Source organism: Mycobacterium sp. 1164985.4 (genome assembly GCF_001668575.1).
Lineage (GTDB): Bacteria > Actinomycetota > Actinomycetes > Mycobacteriales > Mycobacteriaceae > Mycobacterium.
Window position 1 is genome coordinate 1 of sequence record NZ_LZMD01000055.1, and the last position, 19147, is coordinate 19147.

Annotated in this window: 21 protein-coding genes; 13 read left to right on the forward strand and 8 right to left on the reverse strand. The window is 66.6% G+C overall.

Annotation, left to right across the window (positions count from 1 at the left end; translation table 11 throughout):
* From A5650_RS08880 to arr, 3 genes are all read left to right on the forward strand, one after another.
* A partial coding sequence (locus A5650_RS08880) for a M15 family metallopeptidase (protein WP_231992574.1) occupies positions 1-590 on the forward strand: 590 nt, incomplete at its 5' end.
* Between the two features lie 119 nt (positions 591-709).
* A complete protein-coding gene (locus tag A5650_RS26735; RefSeq protein WP_156744055.1) occupies positions 710-853 on the forward strand; it encodes a hypothetical protein in 144 nt (47 codons plus the stop codon).
* 112 nt (positions 854-965) lie between these two features.
* Positions 966-1394: an NAD(+)--rifampin ADP-ribosyltransferase gene (gene arr / locus A5650_RS08885; RefSeq protein WP_067289205.1), complete on the forward strand. Its 429-nt coding sequence runs from the start codon at positions 966-968 to the stop codon at positions 1392-1394.
* Between the two features lie 9 nt (positions 1395-1403).
* Here arr and A5650_RS08890 read toward each other — a convergent pair whose 3' ends face one another.
* Together A5650_RS08890 and A5650_RS08895 are read right to left on the reverse strand one after the other, a co-directional pair.
* Positions 1404-1577 (reverse strand): CsbD family protein, encoded by a 174-nt coding sequence (locus tag A5650_RS08890; RefSeq protein WP_067289255.1) that lies wholly within the window; start codon positions 1575-1577, stop codon positions 1404-1406.
* A gap of 59 nt (positions 1578-1636) precedes the next feature.
* Positions 1637-2446: a DUF1206 domain-containing protein gene (locus A5650_RS08895; protein WP_067289208.1), complete on the reverse strand. Its 810-nt coding sequence runs from the start codon at positions 2444-2446 to the stop codon at positions 1637-1639.
* A gap of 124 nt (positions 2447-2570) precedes the next feature.
* Here A5650_RS08895 and A5650_RS08900 point away from each other — a divergent pair, with 124 nt between their 5' ends.
* From A5650_RS08900 to A5650_RS08910, 3 genes are read left to right on the forward strand one after another with little or no spacing between them, the layout of a single operon-like run.
* Entirely contained in the window at positions 2571-2993 is a 423-nt protein-coding gene (locus A5650_RS08900) for a lipoprotein LpqH (protein ID WP_067289211.1), read from the forward strand.
* 52 nt (positions 2994-3045) lie between these two features.
* Positions 3046-5337, forward strand: coding sequence for an alpha/beta hydrolase-fold protein (locus A5650_RS08905; protein WP_067289214.1), 2292 nt, complete (start codon positions 3046-3048; stop codon positions 5335-5337).
* Between the two features lie 10 nt (positions 5338-5347).
* A complete protein-coding gene (locus A5650_RS08910; RefSeq protein WP_231992575.1) occupies positions 5348-6886 on the forward strand; it encodes an MFS transporter in 1539 nt (512 codons plus the stop codon).
* Here A5650_RS08910 and A5650_RS08915 read toward each other — a convergent pair.
* The 4 genes from A5650_RS08915 to A5650_RS08930 all read right to left on the reverse strand — a co-directional run bounded on the left by A5650_RS08915 (position 6869) and on the right by A5650_RS08930 (position 11125).
* Positions 6869-8254 carry a WS/DGAT/MGAT family O-acyltransferase gene (locus A5650_RS08915; RefSeq protein WP_067289218.1) on the reverse strand — a complete coding sequence of 462 codons (1386 nt, stop codon included), beginning with the start codon at positions 8252-8254 and terminating at the stop codon, positions 6869-6871. The two genes, A5650_RS08910 and A5650_RS08915, sit on opposite strands and share 18 nt — an antisense overlap.
* A gap of 57 nt (positions 8255-8311) precedes the next feature.
* Positions 8312-8776, reverse strand: coding sequence for a cyclic nucleotide-binding domain-containing protein (locus A5650_RS08920; protein WP_067289221.1), 465 nt, complete (start codon positions 8774-8776; stop codon positions 8312-8314).
* 110 nt (positions 8777-8886) lie between these two features.
* Entirely contained in the window at positions 8887-10434 is a 1548-nt protein-coding gene (locus A5650_RS08925) for a serine/threonine-protein kinase (protein ID WP_067289224.1), read from the reverse strand.
* Positions 10435-10576: 142 nt separating this feature from the next.
* Entirely contained in the window at positions 10577-11125 is a 549-nt protein-coding gene (locus tag A5650_RS08930) for a YceI family protein (RefSeq protein WP_067289260.1), read from the reverse strand.
* Positions 11126-11252: 127 nt separating this feature from the next.
* On the opposite strand from A5650_RS08930, the gene A5650_RS08935 reads away from it, so the two are divergent.
* From A5650_RS08935 to A5650_RS08950, 4 genes are read left to right on the forward strand one after another with little or no spacing between them, the layout of a single operon-like run.
* Positions 11253-11507 (forward strand): hypothetical protein, encoded by a 255-nt coding sequence (locus tag A5650_RS08935; protein WP_156744056.1) that lies wholly within the window; start codon positions 11253-11255, stop codon positions 11505-11507.
* 45 nt (positions 11508-11552) lie between these two features.
* The gene (locus tag A5650_RS08940; protein WP_067289228.1) at positions 11553-12068 is read left to right on the forward strand and encodes a 2Fe-2S iron-sulfur cluster-binding protein; all 516 of its coding nucleotides are present in this window, start codon (positions 11553-11555) and stop codon (positions 12066-12068) included.
* A complete protein-coding gene (locus A5650_RS08945) occupies positions 12065-13054 on the forward strand; it encodes an FAD binding domain-containing protein (protein WP_067289232.1) in 990 nt (329 codons plus the stop codon). Before A5650_RS08940 ends, A5650_RS08945 begins: the two co-directional genes overlap by 4 nt.
* Positions 13054-15147: a xanthine dehydrogenase family protein molybdopterin-binding subunit gene (locus tag A5650_RS08950; RefSeq protein ID WP_067289263.1), complete on the forward strand. Its 2094-nt coding sequence runs from the start codon at positions 13054-13056 to the stop codon at positions 15145-15147. Before A5650_RS08945 ends, A5650_RS08950 begins: the two co-directional genes overlap by 1 nt.
* On the opposite strand, the gene A5650_RS08955 is transcribed toward A5650_RS08950, so the two are convergent.
* Complete coding sequence (locus A5650_RS08955) at positions 15132-16061, reverse strand: NAD(P)/FAD-dependent oxidoreductase (RefSeq protein WP_067289236.1); 930 nt, start codon at positions 16059-16061, stop codon at positions 15132-15134. The two genes, A5650_RS08950 and A5650_RS08955, sit on opposite strands and share 16 nt — an antisense overlap.
* A 395-nt stretch (positions 16062-16456) precedes the next feature.
* On the opposite strand from A5650_RS08955, the gene A5650_RS08960 reads away from it, so the two are divergent.
* The gene (locus tag A5650_RS08960; RefSeq protein ID WP_067289239.1) at positions 16457-17035 is read left to right on the forward strand and encodes a DUF2510 domain-containing protein; all 579 of its coding nucleotides are present in this window, start codon (positions 16457-16459) and stop codon (positions 17033-17035) included.
* Here A5650_RS08960 and A5650_RS08965 read toward each other — a convergent pair.
* On the reverse strand, positions 17011-17649 hold the full coding sequence (locus tag A5650_RS08965; protein WP_067289243.1) for a rhomboid-like protein: 639 nt from the start codon (positions 17647-17649) through the stop codon (positions 17011-17013). The genes A5650_RS08960 and A5650_RS08965 overlap by 25 nt on opposite strands.
* Before the next feature lie 65 nt (positions 17650-17714).
* Here A5650_RS08965 and ppk2 point away from each other — a divergent pair, with 65 nt between their 5' ends.
* Both ppk2 and A5650_RS08975 read left to right on the forward strand, forming a co-directional pair.
* The gene (ppk2, locus tag A5650_RS08970) at positions 17715-18605 is read left to right on the forward strand and encodes a polyphosphate kinase 2 (RefSeq protein WP_067289246.1); all 891 of its coding nucleotides are present in this window, start codon (positions 17715-17717) and stop codon (positions 18603-18605) included.
* A gap of 42 nt (positions 18606-18647) precedes the next feature.
* Positions 18648-19147 (forward strand): DUF222 domain-containing protein (locus tag A5650_RS08975; protein ID WP_502687059.1); only part of this gene is annotated, 500 nt, incomplete at its 3' end.

Sequence of the window (19147 nt, forward strand, 5' to 3'; positions counted from 1 at the left end):
GCTGCTCGGGTGTGTCCCCCACCACTTCAGCGCCTACCGGAGTCTCTCCCGTCACCGCCGCCGACCTTGGTGAAAGTTGGCGTCCCGGTTGTCCCGTGGCTCCAGAGCGGCTACGGCGCATCGAAATCGACTTCCTCGGAATGGATTCGCAGACCCGTCGCGGCGAGCTGGTCGTACACGAGGACCTGGTGCCCGAGGTCATCGAGATCTTCGAGCAGCTGCGCGAAGCGCGCTACCCGATCGAGAAGATGCAGACGCCCGATCACTACCCGGGCGCCGAAGACGAACTGTCGATGCGCGACAACAACACGTCGGCGTTCAGCTGCCGCGGCATCCCCGGGTCGGGCAACTGGTCCTTCCACGCCTACGGCCGTGCCATCGACATCAATCCGCTCATCAACCCGTACATCGCCGACAGCGGTGACCTCGAGCCCGCTACCGCCGGAGCCTATCTCGACCGCACCCGCATCGATCCGGGCCTGCTGCACGACGGCGACGCCGCGGTCAAGATTTTCACCGACCGCGGATGGACATGGGGCGGCGATTGGGAAGACCCGAAGGACTACCAACACTTCGAGAAGCCCGAATAAACAGCACGCCAGAAGAATTCAAGTTCTTCAATCGCAATACATCCCGTACCGGATAGTTACCCGGCTCCGCCGAATGTTCCGTAGCGTCTTCGGCTATTGCCGACGCCGATGGAGAGCGTATGCCGTTTCCGTGGGAACTGAATTCCGACCGGCCCTACCGCCACGAGACCTACCCCGCCCCCCGAAGCCCTTCGACCCAAGACCACGAGGGTTTGGCTGTCATCGACGACGCCGACGCTGCGAAGAAGATTTCCGGCAAGTAGGCCTGCGAACGTCGGCCCATTCTCACTTTACGTCAGGGGGTGGGGCTTGCGGCAAGGCCCCTGACCTGCTGCACAATCGTCCGGCCACGCACGCAACGGACGAAGGAGCAGTGTGTCGAACCCGCCAAAACCGTTCGAAGTCCACGAGTCTGGTGCCTATTTTCACGGCACCAAGGCCGACCTCGCCGTGGGTGATCTGCTGGTGCCCGGGCGCCCGTCGAACTTCGAAGACGGGCGCATCTCCAACCACGTCTACATCACGCAGACGCTGGACGCCGCCACCTGGGGCGCCGAGCTGGCAGCAGGCGAGGGACGCGGACGCATCTACATCGTCGAGCCACTGGGCGAGGTCGAGGACGACCCCAACGTCACCGACAAGAAGCTGCCCGGCAACCCGACACGGTCCTATCGCACCCGCGAACCGGTGAAGATCGTCGGCGAGATCGCCGATTGGGTGGGACACACACCCGAGCAGCTTCAGGGCATGCTGGACGGCCTTGAAGACCTCCGGCGCCGAGGACTGGCAATCATCTACGACTGAACCCGGGTGCTACTTCTTGAAGGCGTCCTTGATCTTCTCGCCCGCGTCGCGGAAGTTGGCGACCGCCTGGTCACTGCGGCCCTCGTCGCGGGTGCGCGCGTCGCCGGTCAGGTTGCCGACGGTTTCCTTCGCTTTGCCGGCGAGGTTGTCGACCTTGTTCCTTGCCTTGTCCGCTGCGCTCACGTTGTTCCTCCTCGGGCTCGACTTCCGCTCGGATACCTCGACGTGCACAACCGGAAACGTCACATCCGGGAGTAGCGGGCCAACGCGAAGCTGTAAAAGCCGTAGGCCGCGAAACCTGTTGCCGCAGCGATCAAGATCGCTGAGCCCAAGTCGTTGCGAGCCATGGCCTTCACCGCGCCGTCGAGGCCCGTCGCTCTGGCTGGATCGCTCAGGTACGTCGCCCCTATCACGGAGACGCCGGCGGCAAACAGCACGACGCCTTCGGCGACGTGACCGCAAATCCCCAACGCGGTGATGAGGCGTCCACCCGGCACCGTGAGGTCCTCGAGGAACTTGCGCGAGGCACCCTTGTAGACGATGTATCCGCCGATCGCGGCAATCGCCAGACCGGTGACGACCAGAATCACCCGGCCGCCGTCGGACTGCATGAGCCTCGCGCTGAGCCCCGCAGCTCGCTCGCTTCCGCGTCGACCCGCGCCGAGGGCGAACTGAATGGCGGTGACGGCGATCGCGATGTAGACAATTGCCAAGCCAAAGGCCTTCAGCCTGTTGACAACCGGCGAGTGGCGTTTGTCGGCGTAGGTGCATTCACCCGGATGAAGACCCAGCACCGTTTCGGCGAGCCTCCACATTGCAAGAGCGAATAGCCCGACGGCGACGACCCACAGCGACAGCACGCCCCCGCCCTGTGCGGCGAGCGTCGCCAACGCACCCGTCTGGTCGGCCTCGCCACTTCGGCCCAACGCGATACGTCCGATCATGTACGCAATGAGCAGATGCAGCAGCCCACTGACCGGATAGCCGGCACGTGCGATCACTCGGACGGTACGGCTGTCAGTGGCCCCGTTGACGGCGCCCTTGAAGCTCATGATGTCGCCGGACTGCCTGACATGCGGCTCATTTACCCTGGGCGCTTCCCCGCAAAACGGTCCATGAACGACCTACGACGCCGGCGACCGGGGTAGCCTCCCAGGTCAGGGGTGGAGGTATGCGATGGGGATCAAGTCTCGTTCGGCTTTAGTGGCGGCAGCCGCCGTGCTCTCGGGGTGCGGCCTGACCGGTCCGACACCGTCGGAAGAACCGGCACAATCCGGCCGAATCACCATCGACGGAACCACGCTGAACACTCAGAGCGTCGACTGCACGCAGCAGGAGTGGTCCATGATGATCGACGCGAAGGCGAAGCCGGGCAGGGCCCAGATCTTCCTGGAACTCGGCGGCGCGAAGCCGATTGTCCGCACCGTCAACATCGAGAACATCAACGAGATCGATGGCGCCGCCGGCGGCGAGGCCGGTAAGGCCGACGCCACGACGCAGGGCAACGTGTACACCATTTCCGGCACCGTCGTCGGCACTGACCGGGCCCATCCGGGCCAGACCCGCACGATGCCCTTCCAGATCGAGGCGCCTTGCTGAGAGTGCCGCCGTAAATCCCCGCGGGACACCGCACTGCTCCTACGTTGGGGCCATGTCCCTCATCGACCTGGCGCTGCTACCCGTTCGCATCGGAGTCCGCGCAGCCGAATCCCTCTTGAAGGCCGTCAAACCGCCGGATGCCGGTCCGCCACCGGACCTCAAAGTCATCAACGGCATGCCCGAGGGTGTGCCGGTCGCGGCCCTGCGGCCTGAACCGAAACTCCCCGCACCGGACGGCTGGCCATTCGGCGAAGACTTCCCCCGTACCTGCGGCACCGGCCGCTACGCCGACGGCGCGTTCTTCTGGACCGATTTCCTTTACGACGACCACGGTGCGACCGGTCTGCTCGTCGACATCCCGACCGGTGGACTGGTGCCCCCGCGCGGCACCTACGTCTACCCCGACGGGCCCGCGGCCCGCAACGGCGCCGACATCTTCCGCGTCGCGATCGGGCTCACCGACACGCACACATGGTGGCGCGTCGACTGGAACACCCTGCTCGACGCGTCAATCCCCATAGCGCTGTTCACCTTCGACACCGACCGCGTCGCAGCGCCCACCAACAAGTGGCCCGCGAAGGCCGGAGTCACCTCGGCCGGTATCGACACCGCCCTGACCATCTCGGGCAAAGGCGCGCGGCTGATGGACCTCACCACGCAGTCGTCGACACCCGTCGAACACGCCGTCGACATGCAGTCCCGGTCCTTCCTCGCCAAGGTGCCACGGAGTCTGGTCGATCCCGAAGGCACCTGGACCGTGCGCCTGGCCGCCGGGTTGGCCGACGACACGGGCGACACGTTCGCCGACGTCCCCGCCACTCGCGGTGCGCGGCCCGGCCAGCCGAACGTCTACAACGTCGCCTTCCGCAATCACCAGCAAGAGAAGGCGCACCTGAACTTCTGGTCCGATCAGGCGCAAGCCGCCGCGCTCAGCGACGGCGACGTCACCGAGTTCTCCATGCCCATCGCGTGGGACCGACTCGCCGATCGCGTCACCACCGACGAGCCGATCGTGTGCGGCCCGTCCACCCGGTGGTACGTCTCGTCGATCGAGCTGGGCCAGGGTGTGGCGAAAACGAACATCTTCAGTACCGACCCGCAGTTCCTGGGCCGTGTGCAGCCATACTCGGTGTGCCTGCCCTCCACTTATACATCCGGCCGCGTGCTACCGCTGACGCTGCTGCTGCACTCACTTGCGTTGGGGCAGAACCAGTTCGCGGCCATCGACCCGCGACTGCTCCATCAGGTCTGCGAAGACCGCGAATCGGTGGTGGTGACTCCGCTGGCCCGTGGACCGTCGTGCTGGTACTTCGACGAAGGCGAACTCGACGTGTGGGAGGTATGGGCACGGGTCGCCGAACAGCTCGGCACCGATCCCAACCGCACGGTGGTATCCGGCTACTCCATGGGCGGCTACGCGGCGTACAAACTGGGGCTGACCTACCCGGAGGTTTTTGCACAAGCCGTCGTATTGGCCGGTCCTCCGGTCTGTGGCGTACGACTTCTGCCCAATGTCGACGTCCCGGGAAACCTCGACCCGAACTCCCACTGCGCCCGCGCGGGCGACACCTGGGAGCTGCTACCCAACGCCCGATGGCTTCCCTTCGTCATCGCTCACGGCGTGCTCGACCAGCTCGTCCCGATCACCTCCGTGTTGTCACAGGTGCTCGAGCTGGACCGGCTGGGCTACCGCTACCGGTTCACCGTCTACCCCTTCGAGGACCACATCACCTGGGTGCTCGACGACGAGTTCGACGATCCGATCGCCCACATGGGCACCGGGCTCCGCCAACCCGACCCGGGACACATCACCTACTCCTGGTATCCGGAACTCGTGCGACCGGACCTCGGCCTTGGCCCACAACACATTTGGTGGCTCTCGGACGTCACGGCCGACGCCGGCCTTGCGGGCCGGCGTGGCGCGGTCGCATCGGTCGACGCGCGCTCGTACGCGCGCCCCGACCCCACCCGGACGATCCGGCGTCATCGGGGCGTGGAACCCGACCTCGACCTATCCCCCGGCCTGTACACCGAACTGCTGTGGCGCACCGGCGCAGCCGTCGAACCGATACCTTTCTTGACGCTGAAACTCAGCGGCGTCGCGGGCATCACCGTCGACGTGGCCAGGGCCGGGCTTGCGTCACTGGACACCTCGACCATCGACGTCTCGACCGACACAGTCGCCCGCGTCGAACTGGCTGCGCTTCCCCCTGATATCGCGGTGTTGCTCGACGGCGAACCGACCGGCCCGGTGGTTCAGGTACCCGTCGGGCGGCACACCATCGCGCTGACCGCCGCGACGGTCCCCTCGAAAGAGGCGATGGTGGCGCTCCTCCGCCGGTAACATCCCGCGCGTGCCGGACGGTACTCGTGTCGACGCCGAGCAGCGTCAGGTATCGGGGCTCGCCGCTGTCATGACCGTGATCGCGATGGGCCTCGGCTATGCCATCGCGATCGGCGACCCGACCACCTTCTCGGCCAACCTGCAACTCATCTCGACCGGCCTGGGAATCAGCGGAACCACGTCCACGTTCGTCGCCAGCCTGGCCACGCTCACCATGGCTGCCGCCGTCCTGAGCGCCGGCGCGCTGGGCGACCTGTACGGCATGCGCCGCATGTACCTGCTCGGGATGGCCGGCGCCACCGCATTCAGCCTGCTCGCCGCCGTGTCGCCCGTGCCGGTGGTGCTGATCATCGCGCGAGCGGGCGCGGGCGTGATGTCGGCGTTCTTGATCGGCCTCTCGCTCGCGATCACCAACGCGGTGTTCGCGCCGGGACGGCGGGCCGCGGCGATCGCCGCCTACTTCGGCGTGGGCTACGCCGTCGCCACCCCGATGCCGGCTATCAGCGGAATGCTGGGGCACGCGATCGGTTGGCGCGCCTGCTTTTTCGTCGTTCCGATCGTCGGTGCGGTGGGCTTGCTCGTCACGTGGCGGTTCGTGCCGGAGACGGTGCGCGCGGTGCGTCGACTCGACGTGGTCGGGATGGCGTTGTTCGCCGTCGCGCTGCTGGGGCTGATCTTCGGCGTCTCGCGCATCGAGACCGGCATCAACGCCGTCGGCCTGGTCGCGATCGGCATCGGGCTGCTGGCCGGATGCGCCTTCGTCGCACAGGAATTGCGCACGACCGATCCCGCGCTCGACATGCGGGTGTTCCGGACGGGCCGGTTCAACGCGGCGGTCACCGCCGGGGTGATGTTCAACGTCGTACTCGGCGGATCGATGGTGCTGCTGTCGTTCTACCTCGTCACGATCCGCAAGGAGTCGCACGAGCTGTTCGGCCTGCTGCTGATCCCCGCCACCGCGTTGGCCGCCGTCGCCGCGACCTCCGCCGGACCCGCCGCGAACCGGTTCAGTCCGCGCGCCGTGATGGTCACCGGGCTGACGGTCATGCTCAGCGGGCTGCTGACGATGCGGTTCTACGACCTGGACACGACACGCACGACGGTGTTCGTCACCACCGCGCTGATCGTCGTCGGCGGGGCTCTGGTCACGACGCCGCAAGCCACGATCATGATGAGCAGTGCGCCCGACGATCTCGGCGGCGCGGTGTCGGCGGTGAAGAGCGCGGTCAACGAGGGCGGATATTCGCTGGGGCCCGCGCTTTTCGCGCTCGTGGGCATCAACCTGTTCCTCACCGACAGCGCGCACGACCTGTCTCACTCGGGGATCACGCGCGCCGAGACGCGGGAGGCGCTGCTGACCGTGCACGGTGGTCACGGCGCGCAGCTGGTGAACCCCGAGCAGGCGCGGCTGGTGGTCGAGCAGGCGCCACACAACGCCGTCGACGCGATCCACACGTTGAGCCTGGTCATGGCCGTCGGTCCGATCGCGGCGATCATCCTGGCGCTGTGGTTGATCAAGCCGGTGAAGCGCTCAGCAGACAGCCAGTAACTCGTCGAGCGCGGTCTCGAAGCGGTCGGCAAGATCCCAAAGGTCGTTGACCAGCTTCCGGCACGAGATGATCCCGACGTTGAGTTTGCCGCCCAACGACATCACCGTGATGTTCAGCCCCGAGCCGTGGAAGATCGGCCCCAGCGGATACAGCGCCTTCATCTCGGCGCCCATCGCGTACAGCTTGTCCTGCGGCCCAGCCACATTCGAGATCACCACGTTGTGGATCGGCGTGCGCTTGAGCGGCGTGCGGGACAGCACGTCCATTGCCATACCGAACAGTGCCGGTGGCAGCGCCTGGGTCACGTCCGCGAGCAGCGTGGGAGCGATGTCGGCGCTGTGGGCCTTTGCGCGAGAGCTGGATTCGGCAATGGTGCGGAGGCGTTCGGCGGGATCCTCGATGTGGGTCTGCAGGTTGTTGAAGAAGCCCGAGAGCTGGTTGCGGCCGGGCCGGTCGGACTTGTCGTGTACCGACGCCGGGACGACCGCGATCAGCGGCTTGTCCGGCAGCTCGCCGCGCTTGAGAAGGTATTCACGCAGCGCGCCGGCGCACAGCGCCATCACCACGTCGTTGACCTTGACGTCGAACGCGTTCTTCACCTTCTTGACGTCGTCGAGCTCGAGCTGCGCCACGGCGATCGTGCGGTCGGAGGTGATCTCGGCGTTGAACACCGTCGCCGGTGCCGAGAACGGGGCCGCCATCGCGTTGCCGCTGCGTGCGCGGGTGATGGTGCTGACGAGTGTCTGCATCGTCGCGGGCACCGCACGGGTCAGCTGCAGCGGACGCATGAACGCGCGCACCAGACCGCCGGCGGCGATCTCGAAGGGCCTCGCGCCGCCGAAACCCTCGACGGGCTCGGGCGGGGCGCTGTCGGGTTCGAGATCGCACAGCGTGCTGATCAGGTTGGCCGCCGACACCCCGTCCACGGCGGCGTGGTGCACCTTGATCAGCAGTGCGACATCGCCGCCGCTGAAGGGGTCGGTTTCGGAGATGCCTTCGATCACCCACATCTCCCACAGCGGCTTGCTGCGGTCGAGCGGTGCGGCCGCGATGCGTGAGCAAACGTCGACCAATTCGTTGCGCCCGCCCGGTGCGGGTAGGCCGATGCGGTGCAGGTGGTATTCGAGGTCCAGATCGTCATCGTCGACCCACACCGGATGATCGAGGTTGAGCTGACTGTTGGCGAGCTTTGCCCGTAGTTCAGGCAGTGCCTTCAACCGCGTGGCCAGATGGTCGCGGGCTCGCTCGAAGTCGTAGCCACCGGGAACGGTCGACGTGTCAAGACAGGCGATGGAACAGACATTCAGTGGGACACTGGATGATTCGCTGTAGAGCATCGTCGCATCGAACGCACTGAGCCGTTCCATAGACGCGGCGTACCCGGGTTGACACTCGCGTCAAACCATCAGGGAGGTTAGGTTCGGTCAGCTCTGTTCAGCGGCGGCTTGCGGAGCGTGACGGGCGACGGTCTCGTCCATGGCCTTGCGCAGCGCCGGCATCTCATCGACCAGGCGGGCGAGGTCGTCGCGGTTGATATGCAGTACCTCGGCGCGTCCCGTGGTCGTCACGGTCGCGTTGCGCAGCGAACCGCGACGCAGCACCGACTCGCCGATCACCTCGCCGGGGCCGACGACGGCGATGCGGTTGTGACCGACGTACACGCCGACCTCGCCGTCGAGCAGGATGTAGCAGGCATCCGACGGGGTCTTTTCCTGAATCAGCGGCCACGGCCCTGAGGTAGATGTGCGATGGGCCGCTTCGACCAGGCGTTTGAGGTCGCTGTCGGAGAATTTGGAGAAGGTTTCGAACTCCCGGAGCCGGCGGGCGTCCTGTTCGATTTCCTGTTTGCGAGCCTGTTGGCTCTCTCGGGAGTACTTGCGGTTGTCCATGAGGCTCCCCGATCTGCGACGTTCCCTGGCCGAACCGTAGCCGACCTGGCGCGGTTTGTGTGCACAAATGGTCGCTTAGCGATCAATAGCGCACCCAAATCGCCGCCTGGCTAGCGGGCTGCGGAGCCGTACTCCAGCGCCGGTTCGGCCGAGTCCACCTTGCCGTTGCTCGAGATCGTCAGCAGTCCTGGCTGCACGTCGTACCGGGCGCCGTCGGCGGGATTGGTGGCCACGAACCCGCCGCCCATCCGCTGCGCGTTGAGCTGGACGTTCGCGCCGTCGCGCAGCCGCTCGCCGCGGTACTGGTATGTGCCCTGCCCGCTCTCGCAGATCACCGCCAGCGACTGCGACGTGCGGATCGCCGCGACCGGCGTGCTGCCCTCTTCACACCGCGTGGTGTGCCCGATGAACCCCTGCGAATCGGTGCCCGAGACGCCGGGGATCGGCGGTCCGCTGGTGGTCGGGGTCGGGCTCGTCGTGGTCGTGGTGGTCGGCGGAGTCGTCTCCGTCGTGGACGGGGCCGTCGTCTCGGTCGTCGTCGACGGCGGCGCGGCCAACCGCGTCTGCGGCGCCGATCCACCGTCGTTGTTGCTGAATGCCAGGACGATGGCGAGCACCATCGCCACCGTGAACAGCGCGATCGTCGCGGCTACCAGGCCGATCTGCGTCGGGGTGAAGCGCTTGCGGTTCGCCGGTGGCGGCGGCAGCGGCGCGTACGCGGCCTGATACCGGGTGCTCACCGGGTTCGGGTCGACGGCCGAGAACTGGCGTGTCGAGGGCGCCGGCGGCGGAGGCGGCGCGATCGGGGTGGTGAGTGGCGCCTGCTCGGTGGCGGCCGCTGCGGCCCTGGCGAGCTCGCCGGCCCTCGCGAACCGGTCCGTCGGCTTCTTCGCCATACCGCGCTCGATGACCTCGTCGAACGCCCGGCTGATCCCACGCCGCATGATGCTCGGCCGCGGCGGCGGCGAGAACAGGTGGGCGCCCATGATCTCGCGCAGATCGCCGGAGTCGTACGGCGCACGACCGGTCAGGCATTCATAAAGCAGGCAGGTCAGCGAGTAGATGTCGGAGGCCGGGCCGCCACGCTCGCCGCTGATGCGTTCGGGCGCCATGTACGCACATGACCCGATCACCAGGCCGGTCTTGGTCACCGTCGCTTCGCCGCCACCGTGGGCGATGCCGAAGTCAACGAGATAGACGAAGTCGTCGTGGGTCAGCAGCACGTTCTCGGGCTTGATGTCGCGGTGCACCAGACCGTTCGAGTGGGCGGCGTCCAGCGCGGACGCCACCTGCGTGATGATCGACACCGCGCGCGTCGTCGGCAACGGGCCGTTGGTCCGCAACAACTCCTTGAGGCTCGCGCCTTCGACCAGGCGCATGTCGATGTACAGCACACCGTCGATGTCGCCGAAGTCGTGAACGGGGATGACGTGCGGTTCCTGCAGGCGCGCCGCGACGCGGGACTCGCGTCGGAAGCGTTCCTGAAAGTTGGGATCTGCCGCCATATCCGGACGTAGCAGCTTGATGGCCACGGTCCGTTCCTTTGCGGTGTCCCACGCGCGGTACACCTCGCCCATGCCGCCGACGCCGATCAGAGACTTCAGCTCATACGGCCCGAATCGCGTGCCCAGACGGGAACCGCCCTTCGGGGAGCTCACATGCCATCCTTTCTCTTCTCGACACAGCGCAGCAACCAGTGGTGTTCCCGCAACGCCGTCTTACGTAACCCGCTCCCCGCAGCGGGTATCGCCGGCGACTCCGATGTCGCAGCAGCACAGGCGATTTCCTCAGTGCGCCAGGTTACCGGCTATTTCGTTTCGCGGTGAATGCGACGGTCACAGCGTCGGCGACCTTCATCGAGCCCATCAGCATGGAGTACGGCTTGAGGCCGAAGTCGGAGTGCCGCACTTCGGATTCGGATGACATGCGCCACACATCGTCGACGTCCTGCACAGTCAGGTCGACGACCTGGTCGCGTGTCTTTCCGTTGATCTGCAGCGTGCCGGTCAGACGGTATCCGTCGCTGGTCTTCTCGATACCGCTCGTTTCGAATTCGATTCGCGGAAACCGCTTCGCATTCAGCACTTTCAGCGCGTTGGAACGCGCGAGCGCCTTCTCCGGACCCGTCAACGGCGTCACGCCACCCTCGCCGCTGCGCACCTCGAGCGAGTCGACCTCCGCGGTGAGTGTCACCTCGGAAGGTTCGCCGTCGGACCACCCCACCGTCGCATGCCAGGTGTTCACGACGATGGTGAGGCGATGACCCATCTTTGCCGCGCGGCCTTCGACGCCGGTGCGGATCGTCAAGTCGCCGTCGGACGGATCCAGGTTCCACGTTTGCGGGGACATGCCGTCCATTGTGCGGAGGCCCCGTCTGACTTGTGACTCTCGGCGTCTTGGGGAGGCCTTTCGTCACTGTCGCCGGTGTCCGGCCAACACCAGACTCAGCCGTGAAGACAGCGGAAGGACGCCAGCGATGACCACAGTCACGTGCCCGGAATGCGGCGAGAGTGTTGACGAGAAAGAGATTCAATGGGTGACGAACGCCGAAGGCGGCGTCATGTATCGCCTGCCCTGTGAGCACATGGTCGTCGGCACCCTCGAGAACGGCGCCATGACCTACGGTCCGGAACACGTGGGGCTGGACTTCTCGCGGCCCAAGCGCCACCACCATCACCATTTGACCGACGAGCTGGAGAAGATTCTCGGGCGGAAACCGCACGAGGACTGACGCCCGCTGCCGTTTCACCAGGCCCGGCACGGGTACCTGCGTGCAATGGAGTCAGCCCACTTCACCGACATCACCGTGTGCGTCGACGGCACCGAGCACGCCGTGACCGTCGACAACCGCGTCACCCTGCTCGACCTGCTCCGCGAACACCTGGGCGTGACCGCGCCCAAGAAGGGCTGCGACCACGGCCAGTGCGGTTCGTGCACGGTTCTGCTCGACGGTCGCCGCGCCACCACCTGCCTGGCGTTCGCCGTCGCGCACGACGGCGCCGAGATCGTCACCGCGTCCGGCCTCGGTGACGGCGACGCGCTCCACCCGGTCGCCCAGTCCTTTCTCGAGCACGACGGTTTCCAGTGCGGGTACTGCACACCGGGTCAGATCTGCTCGGCCGTCGGCATGCTCGACGAGTTCAAGGCCGGCCAGCCCAGCGTCGTCACCGAGGAGCTCGAACAGTCGCCCGAACTGTCCGATGCCGAGATCCGCGAACGCATGAGCGGTAATCTCTGCCGCTGCGCCGCCTACCCCAACATCGTCGCCGCCATCAGCGAGGCGGCCCGATGATCCCCTTCGACTACCACCGCGCCACCAGCGTGCAGGACGCCGTCATCGCCGTCGCCGACCGTCCCGACGCCGTGTTCCTCGCCGGGGGCACCAACCTCGTCGACCACATGAAGCTCGGCATCCTCGAGCCGTCGCTCGTCGTCGACGTCGGCCACCTACCCCTCACCGACGTCGAGCAGCTGCCCGACGGCACCCTGCGCGTCGGCGCCGACGTCCGCAACAGCGATCTGGCCGCGCACCCTGTCGTGCGTAGCCGCTACCCGGTGCTAGCCCGCGCGCTGCTGTCGGCCGCGTCCGGTCAGTTGCGCAACCTCGCCACCACCGCGGGAAACCTGTTGCAGCGCACTCGATGCGTCTACTTCCAGGACGTCACCACACCGTGCAACAAGCGCAACCCCGGTGACGGCTGTTCGGCGATCGGCGGCTACGTCCGCTACCACGCGATCCTCGGCGCCTCCGAACACTGTGTGGCGGTGCACCCTTCGGACATGGCCGTCGCAATGGCCGCCCTCGACGCCTCCGTCGTGTTCGTCGACGGCTCCGGTGAGCAACGTGTCCCGCTGACCGAGTTTCACCGGCTGCCCGGTGACCACCCCGACCGCGACACCGAACTGCCGCCGGGTGCGCTGATCACCGCGGTGGAGATTCCGCCGCCACCTTCCGGCGTTCGTTCGACGTACCGCAAGGTCCGCGACCGCGCGTCGTACGCGTTCGCGTTGGCGTCCGTCGCCGCGGAGCTCGGCGTCGACGGCGGTTCGGTGACGAGCGCCCGCATCGCGCTCGGCGGCGTCGCGCACAAGCCATGGCGTGCGCGTCGCGCCGAGGAGACCCTCGTCGGTGCGCTCGCCACCGAGGACACCTTCCGCCGAGCGGCGGACGCCGAGCTGGAGCAGGCGGAGCCGTTGCCCGGCAACGAGTTCAAGGTCGAGCTGACGCGCGGCGCCATCGTCGCCACGCTCACCGCGCTGACGAACGGAGCGCAGTGATGACCGCACTGCAACCCCGCGCCATCGGCACCCGCGTCACTCGCCTCGACGGCCCGGCCAAAGTCACCGGGACGGCCCCCTACGCATTCGAGCACCGCGTCGACGCACCGCTGTATGTGCACCCCGTCCAAGCGACGATCCCCAAGGGACGCGTCACCGCGATGGACACCTCGGCGGCCGAGGCATTGGATGAGGTCACCGCCGTGTTGACCGTGTTCGACGCTCCGCGGCTTGCCGACGCGTCCGACGGTGACCTGACGATCCTGCAGGACGAGCGAGTGAACTATCGCGGGCAGATCATTGGCGGTGTCATCGCGTCGAGCGCCGAAACAGCACGCCATGCAGCGAGTCTCGTGCGGGTTGTCTATGAAGCCGCCGACCACGATACGAAGATTCGCGGTGACCACCCCGGGCTGTACGCGCCCGAGCAGGTGAACCCGTCGTTTCCCACCGACACCTCCGAGGGCGACGTGGAAGCCGGGCTGCGCGAGGCGGCCATCACCGTCGATCAGACGTACACGACGCCCCACGAGCACAACAACCCCATGGAGCCGCACGCCTGTATTGCTCAGTGGGACAAGGACGGTCTCACGCTGTGGGATTCGACGCAGGGCGTACACGTGGTGCGTGAGCAGATGGCGACGATGTTCGGGCTGGACAAAGAGCAGGTCCGCGTGATCGCCAAGCACGTCGGCGGTGGATTCGGCTCCAAGGGTGCACCGCATTCGCACAACACGCTCGCCGTCATGGCCGCACAACGCGCCGCGGGTCGCCCGGTCAAGCTGGCGTTGACGCGCCAGCAGATGTTCGACGTCGTCGGATACCGCACGCCGACGATCCAGCACATCCGCCTCGGCGCGGACCGTGACGGGAAAATCGCCGCGGTCAGCCACGAGGTGGTCGAGCAGACCGCGACGGTCAAGGAGTTCGCCGAGCAGACGGCGGTTCCGTCGCGCATGATGTACGCCGGCACCAACCGCAAGACATCACACCGACTGGCGAAACTCGATGTGCCCGTGCCGTTCTGGATGCGTGCGCCGGGCGAATGCCCGGGTACGTACGCACTCGAGGCCGCGATGGACGAGCTCGCTGTGGAGTGCGGTGTCGATCCGATCGAGCTGCGCATCCGCAACGAGCCCGATGTCGACCCCGAGACCGGCAACCCGTGGTCGGACCGCCGGCTTGTCGAGTGCCTGCTGACCGGCGCCGACCGGTTCGGTTGGGCACCTCGCGATCCGAAACCCCGTAGCCGCAGCGACGGCGAATGGCTGATCGGGACCGGTGTGGCATCGGCGGTGTATCCGGCGATGATCCAGCCCGGCAACAGTGCCCGTATCGAATGTGTTGCCCCGCAGCGCTATGCGGTACAGATCGGCGCCGTCGACATCGGCACCGGCACCTGGACCGCGTTGTCACAGATCGCGGCGGACGCACTCGAATGTGAGCTGTCCGCGGTCGAGCTGCAGATCGGCGACACCGCACTGCCCGCCGCGTCGGTGGAGGGTGGATCATCGGGCATCAGCTCGTGGGGCCGCGCGATCGTGGCGGCAGCGCGACAATTCCGCCACGACCACGGTGGCGATCCCGAGGTCGGGGCCGCGACGCTCACTGAGGCTCCGGAAAACGAAGAGGCCCAGGACCATGCGATGTATTCGTTTGGCGCGCACTTCGCCGAGGTTCGCGTGAGCCGCTACACCGGCGAGATCCACATGTCGCGGATGCTCGGCGTGTTCTCGATCGGCCGGGCGATCAACCCGACCACGCTGCGATCACAGCTGATCGGCGGAATGACGATGGGACTGTCGATGGCGCTGCACGAGGAGAGCGTGCGCGATCACCGGTTCGGTCACGTCGTCACCCGCGACCTCGCCACCTACCACATCAGCTCGCACGCCGACGTCCCGAACATCGACGCGATCTGGCTCGATGACATTGACCCGCATTCGAATCCGATGGGTTCACGCGGTGCCGGCGAGATCGGTATCGTCGGCTCGCCCGCTGCGGTCGTCAATGCGGTCTACCACGCCACCGGGGTTAGGGTTCGGGATCTGCCGGTGACGTGCGACGCGCTGCTGGGTCAGATCGGCGGATAGGGCAGGCTGAACTCGTCGGCGAGCAGGCTCTGCACGATGATCATCGCAGCCTTCGATCCCGCCGCGATCGCGCCTGCGACGTAAGGCTGTTCACTGCACAGGTCGCCCGCAGCGAACACGCCGCTGGCCTCCGTGCGGTGGATCGGGTCGATGCTGATGGTGTCGGCGGCCAGCGGGCCGGGTGTGCAGGCGGCGCCCAACTGGTCGGCGAGCTGTGAGCGTTGTTTGAGCGGGGCCTCGACGAGCAGGCCGTCGCGGGCCAAGCGGTCGCCGTCGGCGAAGGCGATGGCGCTGAGTTGTCCGTCCTCACTCAGCAATTCGACGACACGGCGGTCTTCGATCGTGACGTTGGCGGCTTCCAGCACCTTCTTGTCGGTCGGCGAGAGATCGGTGCGTCCGTCGGTGAGCAGAACGACGTCGTCGCTCCAGCCGCGCAGCATCAGCGCCGAATGCATGGCCTCTTCGCCGGCCGCCATGGTGGCGAGGCGCTTGTCGCGCATCTCCCAGCCGTGGCAGAACGGGCATTGGAATACAGAGGTGCCCCACAGCTCCGCGAGGCCGGGCAGATCGGGTGGGCAGTACTGCATGCCGGTGGCGAGCAGAACCCGTTTGGCGAGGATCGGATCGCCGTCGTCAGGTTCGAGGATGAAGCAGTTGTCGGCAGGGCGGCCGCTGACGACGTTCCCGTGGCGGTACTCGACACTGGGGTAGGCGGTCAGCTCGCGGCGCCCCTGGGCATACAGCTCGGCCGGCGGACGCTGGTCATAGCCGAGCATTCCGCCGATGACGTTGGCGGCGCGGTTGCTCTGTTCGTCGGCGTCGATGACGACGGTGCGACGTCTCGCCCGCCCCAACACGAGGGCGGCGCTCAGCCCGGCGGCCCCGCCCCCGACGACGGCACATTCCCAATCCATGGCCACATCGTTCCCGAGGTGGCAATCGCGAAACCTCGGCACCGATTCCCCGAGGTCAGCGGGTGCATCAGACCATGCGGATGTGCGCCGCCACGAGCGCGAATCCGAAACGAATTGACCTAGCAAACTGATCATAGGGAAATCCCTGATTCCCGGGAGCCCCGATTTTCCGTAGTTTCTGTACCGAGCCAGCCGATCCGGCGTCGTGCGTATCAGTTTCTAGTGCTGTCGGGGGGCACTTCAACACTGCCTTGCAGCGCCGACGTCGGATTGGTGGCCACTTTGATGACCGTCGACGACGAGGGGGGCACTGTGTGCCGCGGAAAGACTAAAAGACTGGCTGGGCGGCGTTCCGCCCCGCGCACGAACACCTGCGACGCCAAACGGCGCGCGCAGTGAACGCCGGCTGGTTCCCTGATCCCGGCGGTCAGCCGGGGCAGCGCTACTACGACGGTCAGCGGTGGACCCAGCACTTCGCACCCACGCCTCCGCCGAGCGTCGCGGCACCGTCAGCGGTGGCCGTGGCGGTGTCCTCTGGCGGAGGAGCAAACCATGCACTGCACCTCGTTCTGACACTTCTGTCCTGCGGGCTTTGGCTCCCGATTTGGATCTTGTGCGCCATCTTCAGCGGATCGTCCGGTGCTTCGGTTGCGGTAGGCGGTGGTGCCGGCGGCGTGAACGTGAGAACTCGGTCGCGAACTCCACTCATCGTCGCGGGCGTCATCTTCGGCCTCATCGTGCTCGGCAACATCGCCCAGCATCCGTGGTTGCTCCTCGTATTGCTGGCCATGGCCGGTGTCGGCGGTTTCTTCTTCTGGAAACAGAAGACCGCCGCGGATTTGAAGGCTCACGAGCTTCGCGAGCAGTATCGCCGCGACGTCCTGGCCACGCGTGCCGATCACGAGACCAGGCTCTACGCCGAGGGCGACCCGGAGGGCGTCTACGGGCGTTACCCGCCGCCGCCGAATTTGTGACGCGGTAGCGGCGGATACGGCTTTGTGTCGCGGTCCGGCGTGGGCGGGACTGCGGCGAGGCCGACGAGGAACGCTGTCAGATGCCCGACTTCGGTGAATGTCGGCCGGGCGGCGGCGTTCCCGGCGAGCGCCAGCGTCGCGACGGCCTGGGCGCCGGGTCGCCATTGCTTCCGGGTGTAGCCCGACAGCGCGCCGGCCACCCCGAGGACGAAGTAGCTCACCCCGACATCACGTGCGTTCTCGAGCCGCTGCGGGGCTCGGCCCTTCCGGATCAGCAACCGCAGGTAGCTCTGCCCGACGTAGGTGCTGATAACGTGAGCGCAGATGCCCACGAGAAGCCAACGCCACCAACGCAATCGTCGCTCCGCAGGCGCGACGACGGTGACGAACACCGGGACGTAGGGCCACCACCTGTGGTCGTCGAGCCAGAACAGGCTGGTGGTGAGTACCCGATGCGGTTCTGACCGCAGTCGGCGCAGGTTCGTGGAGTTTCTGCGCTGGATCCGTCGCGAACCCCGACGACCGGCCGAGCGCTGCACACGCGTCGTGACGAGCAGAACGAGCAGCCACACGAAACTCAACGGGGCGCCGGCCACGGCGCGGAGAATCCGCACCCGCTGAGGTTAGCGCGGTTAGCCGCGCAGGCATGCGGGTAGGCGAGGCTCATTAGGAGCCGGTGATGACGACTGCAGACTCAGAGATCGACCTGGACGCCCTCGCGACCGACAACCACGGATACACCGTCAACGACGAGGACGAAGACGACCCGGTGCTGCTGGACCGTGACGGAAATCCGATCCAGACCTGGCGCGAGCGCTACCCGTACGACGAGCGGATGAGCCGCGACGAATACGAGCGCACCAAGCGGCGCCTGCAGATCGAACTGCTCAAGCTGCAGAACTGGAGCAAGCGCACCGGCGCGCGACACGTCATCGTGTTCGAGGGTCGGGACGCGGCGGGCAAGGGCGGCTCGATCCAGCGCTTCATGGAGCACCTCAACCCTCGGGGCGCCCGCGTCGTCGCGCTGGAGAAGCCCACCGAAGAAGAGAAGTCGCAGTGGTACTTCCAGCGATACGTCAAACATCTTCCGACCGCCGGGGAGATGGTGCTTTTCGACCGCTCCTGGTACAACCGCGCCGGCGTGGAGCGGGTCATGGGTTTCTGCACACCCGAACAGCACGCCGAGTTCATGAAGCAGGCACCGGCATTCGAGGAGATGCTCGTCAATTCGGGACTGCATCTCACCAAGTTCTGGTTCTCCGTCTCACCCTCCGAGCAGCGGACGCGGTTCGCGATCCGGCTCGTCGATCCGCTGCGGCAATGGAAGTTCTCGTCGATGGACATGGAAGCGGTCAACCGGTGGGAGGCCTACACCCAGGCCAAGGAGGACATGTTCGTCGCCACCGACACCGACTACGCCCCGTGGATCGTGGTCAAGAGCAACGACAAGAAACGCGGCCGGATTAACGCGATGCGATACCTGTTGTCGCGCTTCGACTATGACGACAAGGACCACGAGGTGGTCGGCGAGCCCGATCCGCTGATCGTCGGGCGCGCGCTGGAGGATTGACGGCCAAAACTTGTCGGACCCTTCTGTGATGATGTGGTCATGGTGTCGATGGCTGTTCCTGATGCTGCGGTCGTCGTGGGCCCGAAGCAGCGTCTGGGTCAGCTCTATGAGCAGTTGGCCGAATTGGCGGGCCAACGCAATGCGATCGATGGGCGCATCGTCGAGATCGTCGCCGAGATCGACCGCGACGGGCTGTGGAGCACCGCAGAAGGTGTGCGCTCGGTCAAGGCGCTGGTGGCCTGGAAACTGGGCCTCTCCGATGCCACCGCCGACAAGGTGGCCGCGGTCGCGCACCGCTTCGCCGAGTTCCCCCGCTGCACCACCGGCATGCGCGACGGCCGGCTCTCGCTCGATCAGGTCGGGGTGATCGCCCAATACGCCGGCGCAGGCTCCGATCAGCACTACGCCGACATGGCGGCGGTGGCCACGGTCAACCAGCTGCGGTTCGCGATCAAACTCGAACCGCGCCCCGACCCCCAACGCCCCGAACCGCGCCGCGGTATCAGCAAAACCGTCGGTGACGAGTTCACCACCTACCCGGT

Excerpts from the sequence above, each read along its gene's own strand:
- A5650_RS26735 (WP_156744055.1), top strand. The coding sequence starts at position 710 with ATGCCGTTTCCGTGGGAACTGAATTCCGACCGGCCCTACCGCCACGAG.
- A5650_RS08895 (WP_067289208.1), bottom strand. The coding sequence starts at position 2,446 with ATGAGCTTCAAGGGCGCCGTCAACGGGGCCACTGACAGCCGTACCGTC.
- A5650_RS08900 (WP_067289211.1), top strand. The coding sequence starts at position 2,571 with ATGGGGATCAAGTCTCGTTCGGCTTTAGTGGCGGCAGCCGCCGTGCTC.
- A5650_RS08905 (WP_067289214.1), top strand. The coding sequence starts at position 3,046 with ATGTCCCTCATCGACCTGGCGCTGCTACCCGTTCGCATCGGAGTCCGC.
- A5650_RS08915 (WP_067289218.1), bottom strand. The coding sequence starts at position 8,254 with ATGGAACGGCTCAGTGCGTTCGATGCGACGATGCTCTACAGCGAATCA.
- A5650_RS08920 (WP_067289221.1), bottom strand. The coding sequence starts at position 8,776 with ATGGACAACCGCAAGTACTCCCGAGAGAGCCAACAGGCTCGCAAACAG.
- A5650_RS08930 (WP_067289260.1), bottom strand. The coding sequence starts at position 11,125 with ATGTCCCCGCAAACGTGGAACCTGGATCCGTCCGACGGCGACTTGACG.
- A5650_RS08935 (WP_156744056.1), top strand. The coding sequence starts at position 11,253 with ATGACCACAGTCACGTGCCCGGAATGCGGCGAGAGTGTTGACGAGAAA.
- A5650_RS08940 (WP_067289228.1), top strand. The coding sequence starts at position 11,553 with ATGGAGTCAGCCCACTTCACCGACATCACCGTGTGCGTCGACGGCACC.
- A5650_RS08945 (WP_067289232.1), top strand. The coding sequence starts at position 12,065 with ATGATCCCCTTCGACTACCACCGCGCCACCAGCGTGCAGGACGCCGTC.
- A5650_RS08950 (WP_067289263.1), top strand. The coding sequence starts at position 13,054 with ATGACCGCACTGCAACCCCGCGCCATCGGCACCCGCGTCACTCGCCTC.
- A5650_RS08955 (WP_067289236.1), bottom strand. The coding sequence starts at position 16,061 with ATGGATTGGGAATGTGCCGTCGTCGGGGGCGGGGCCGCCGGGCTGAGC.
- ppk2 (WP_067289246.1), top strand. The coding sequence starts at position 17,715 with ATGACGACTGCAGACTCAGAGATCGACCTGGACGCCCTCGCGACCGAC.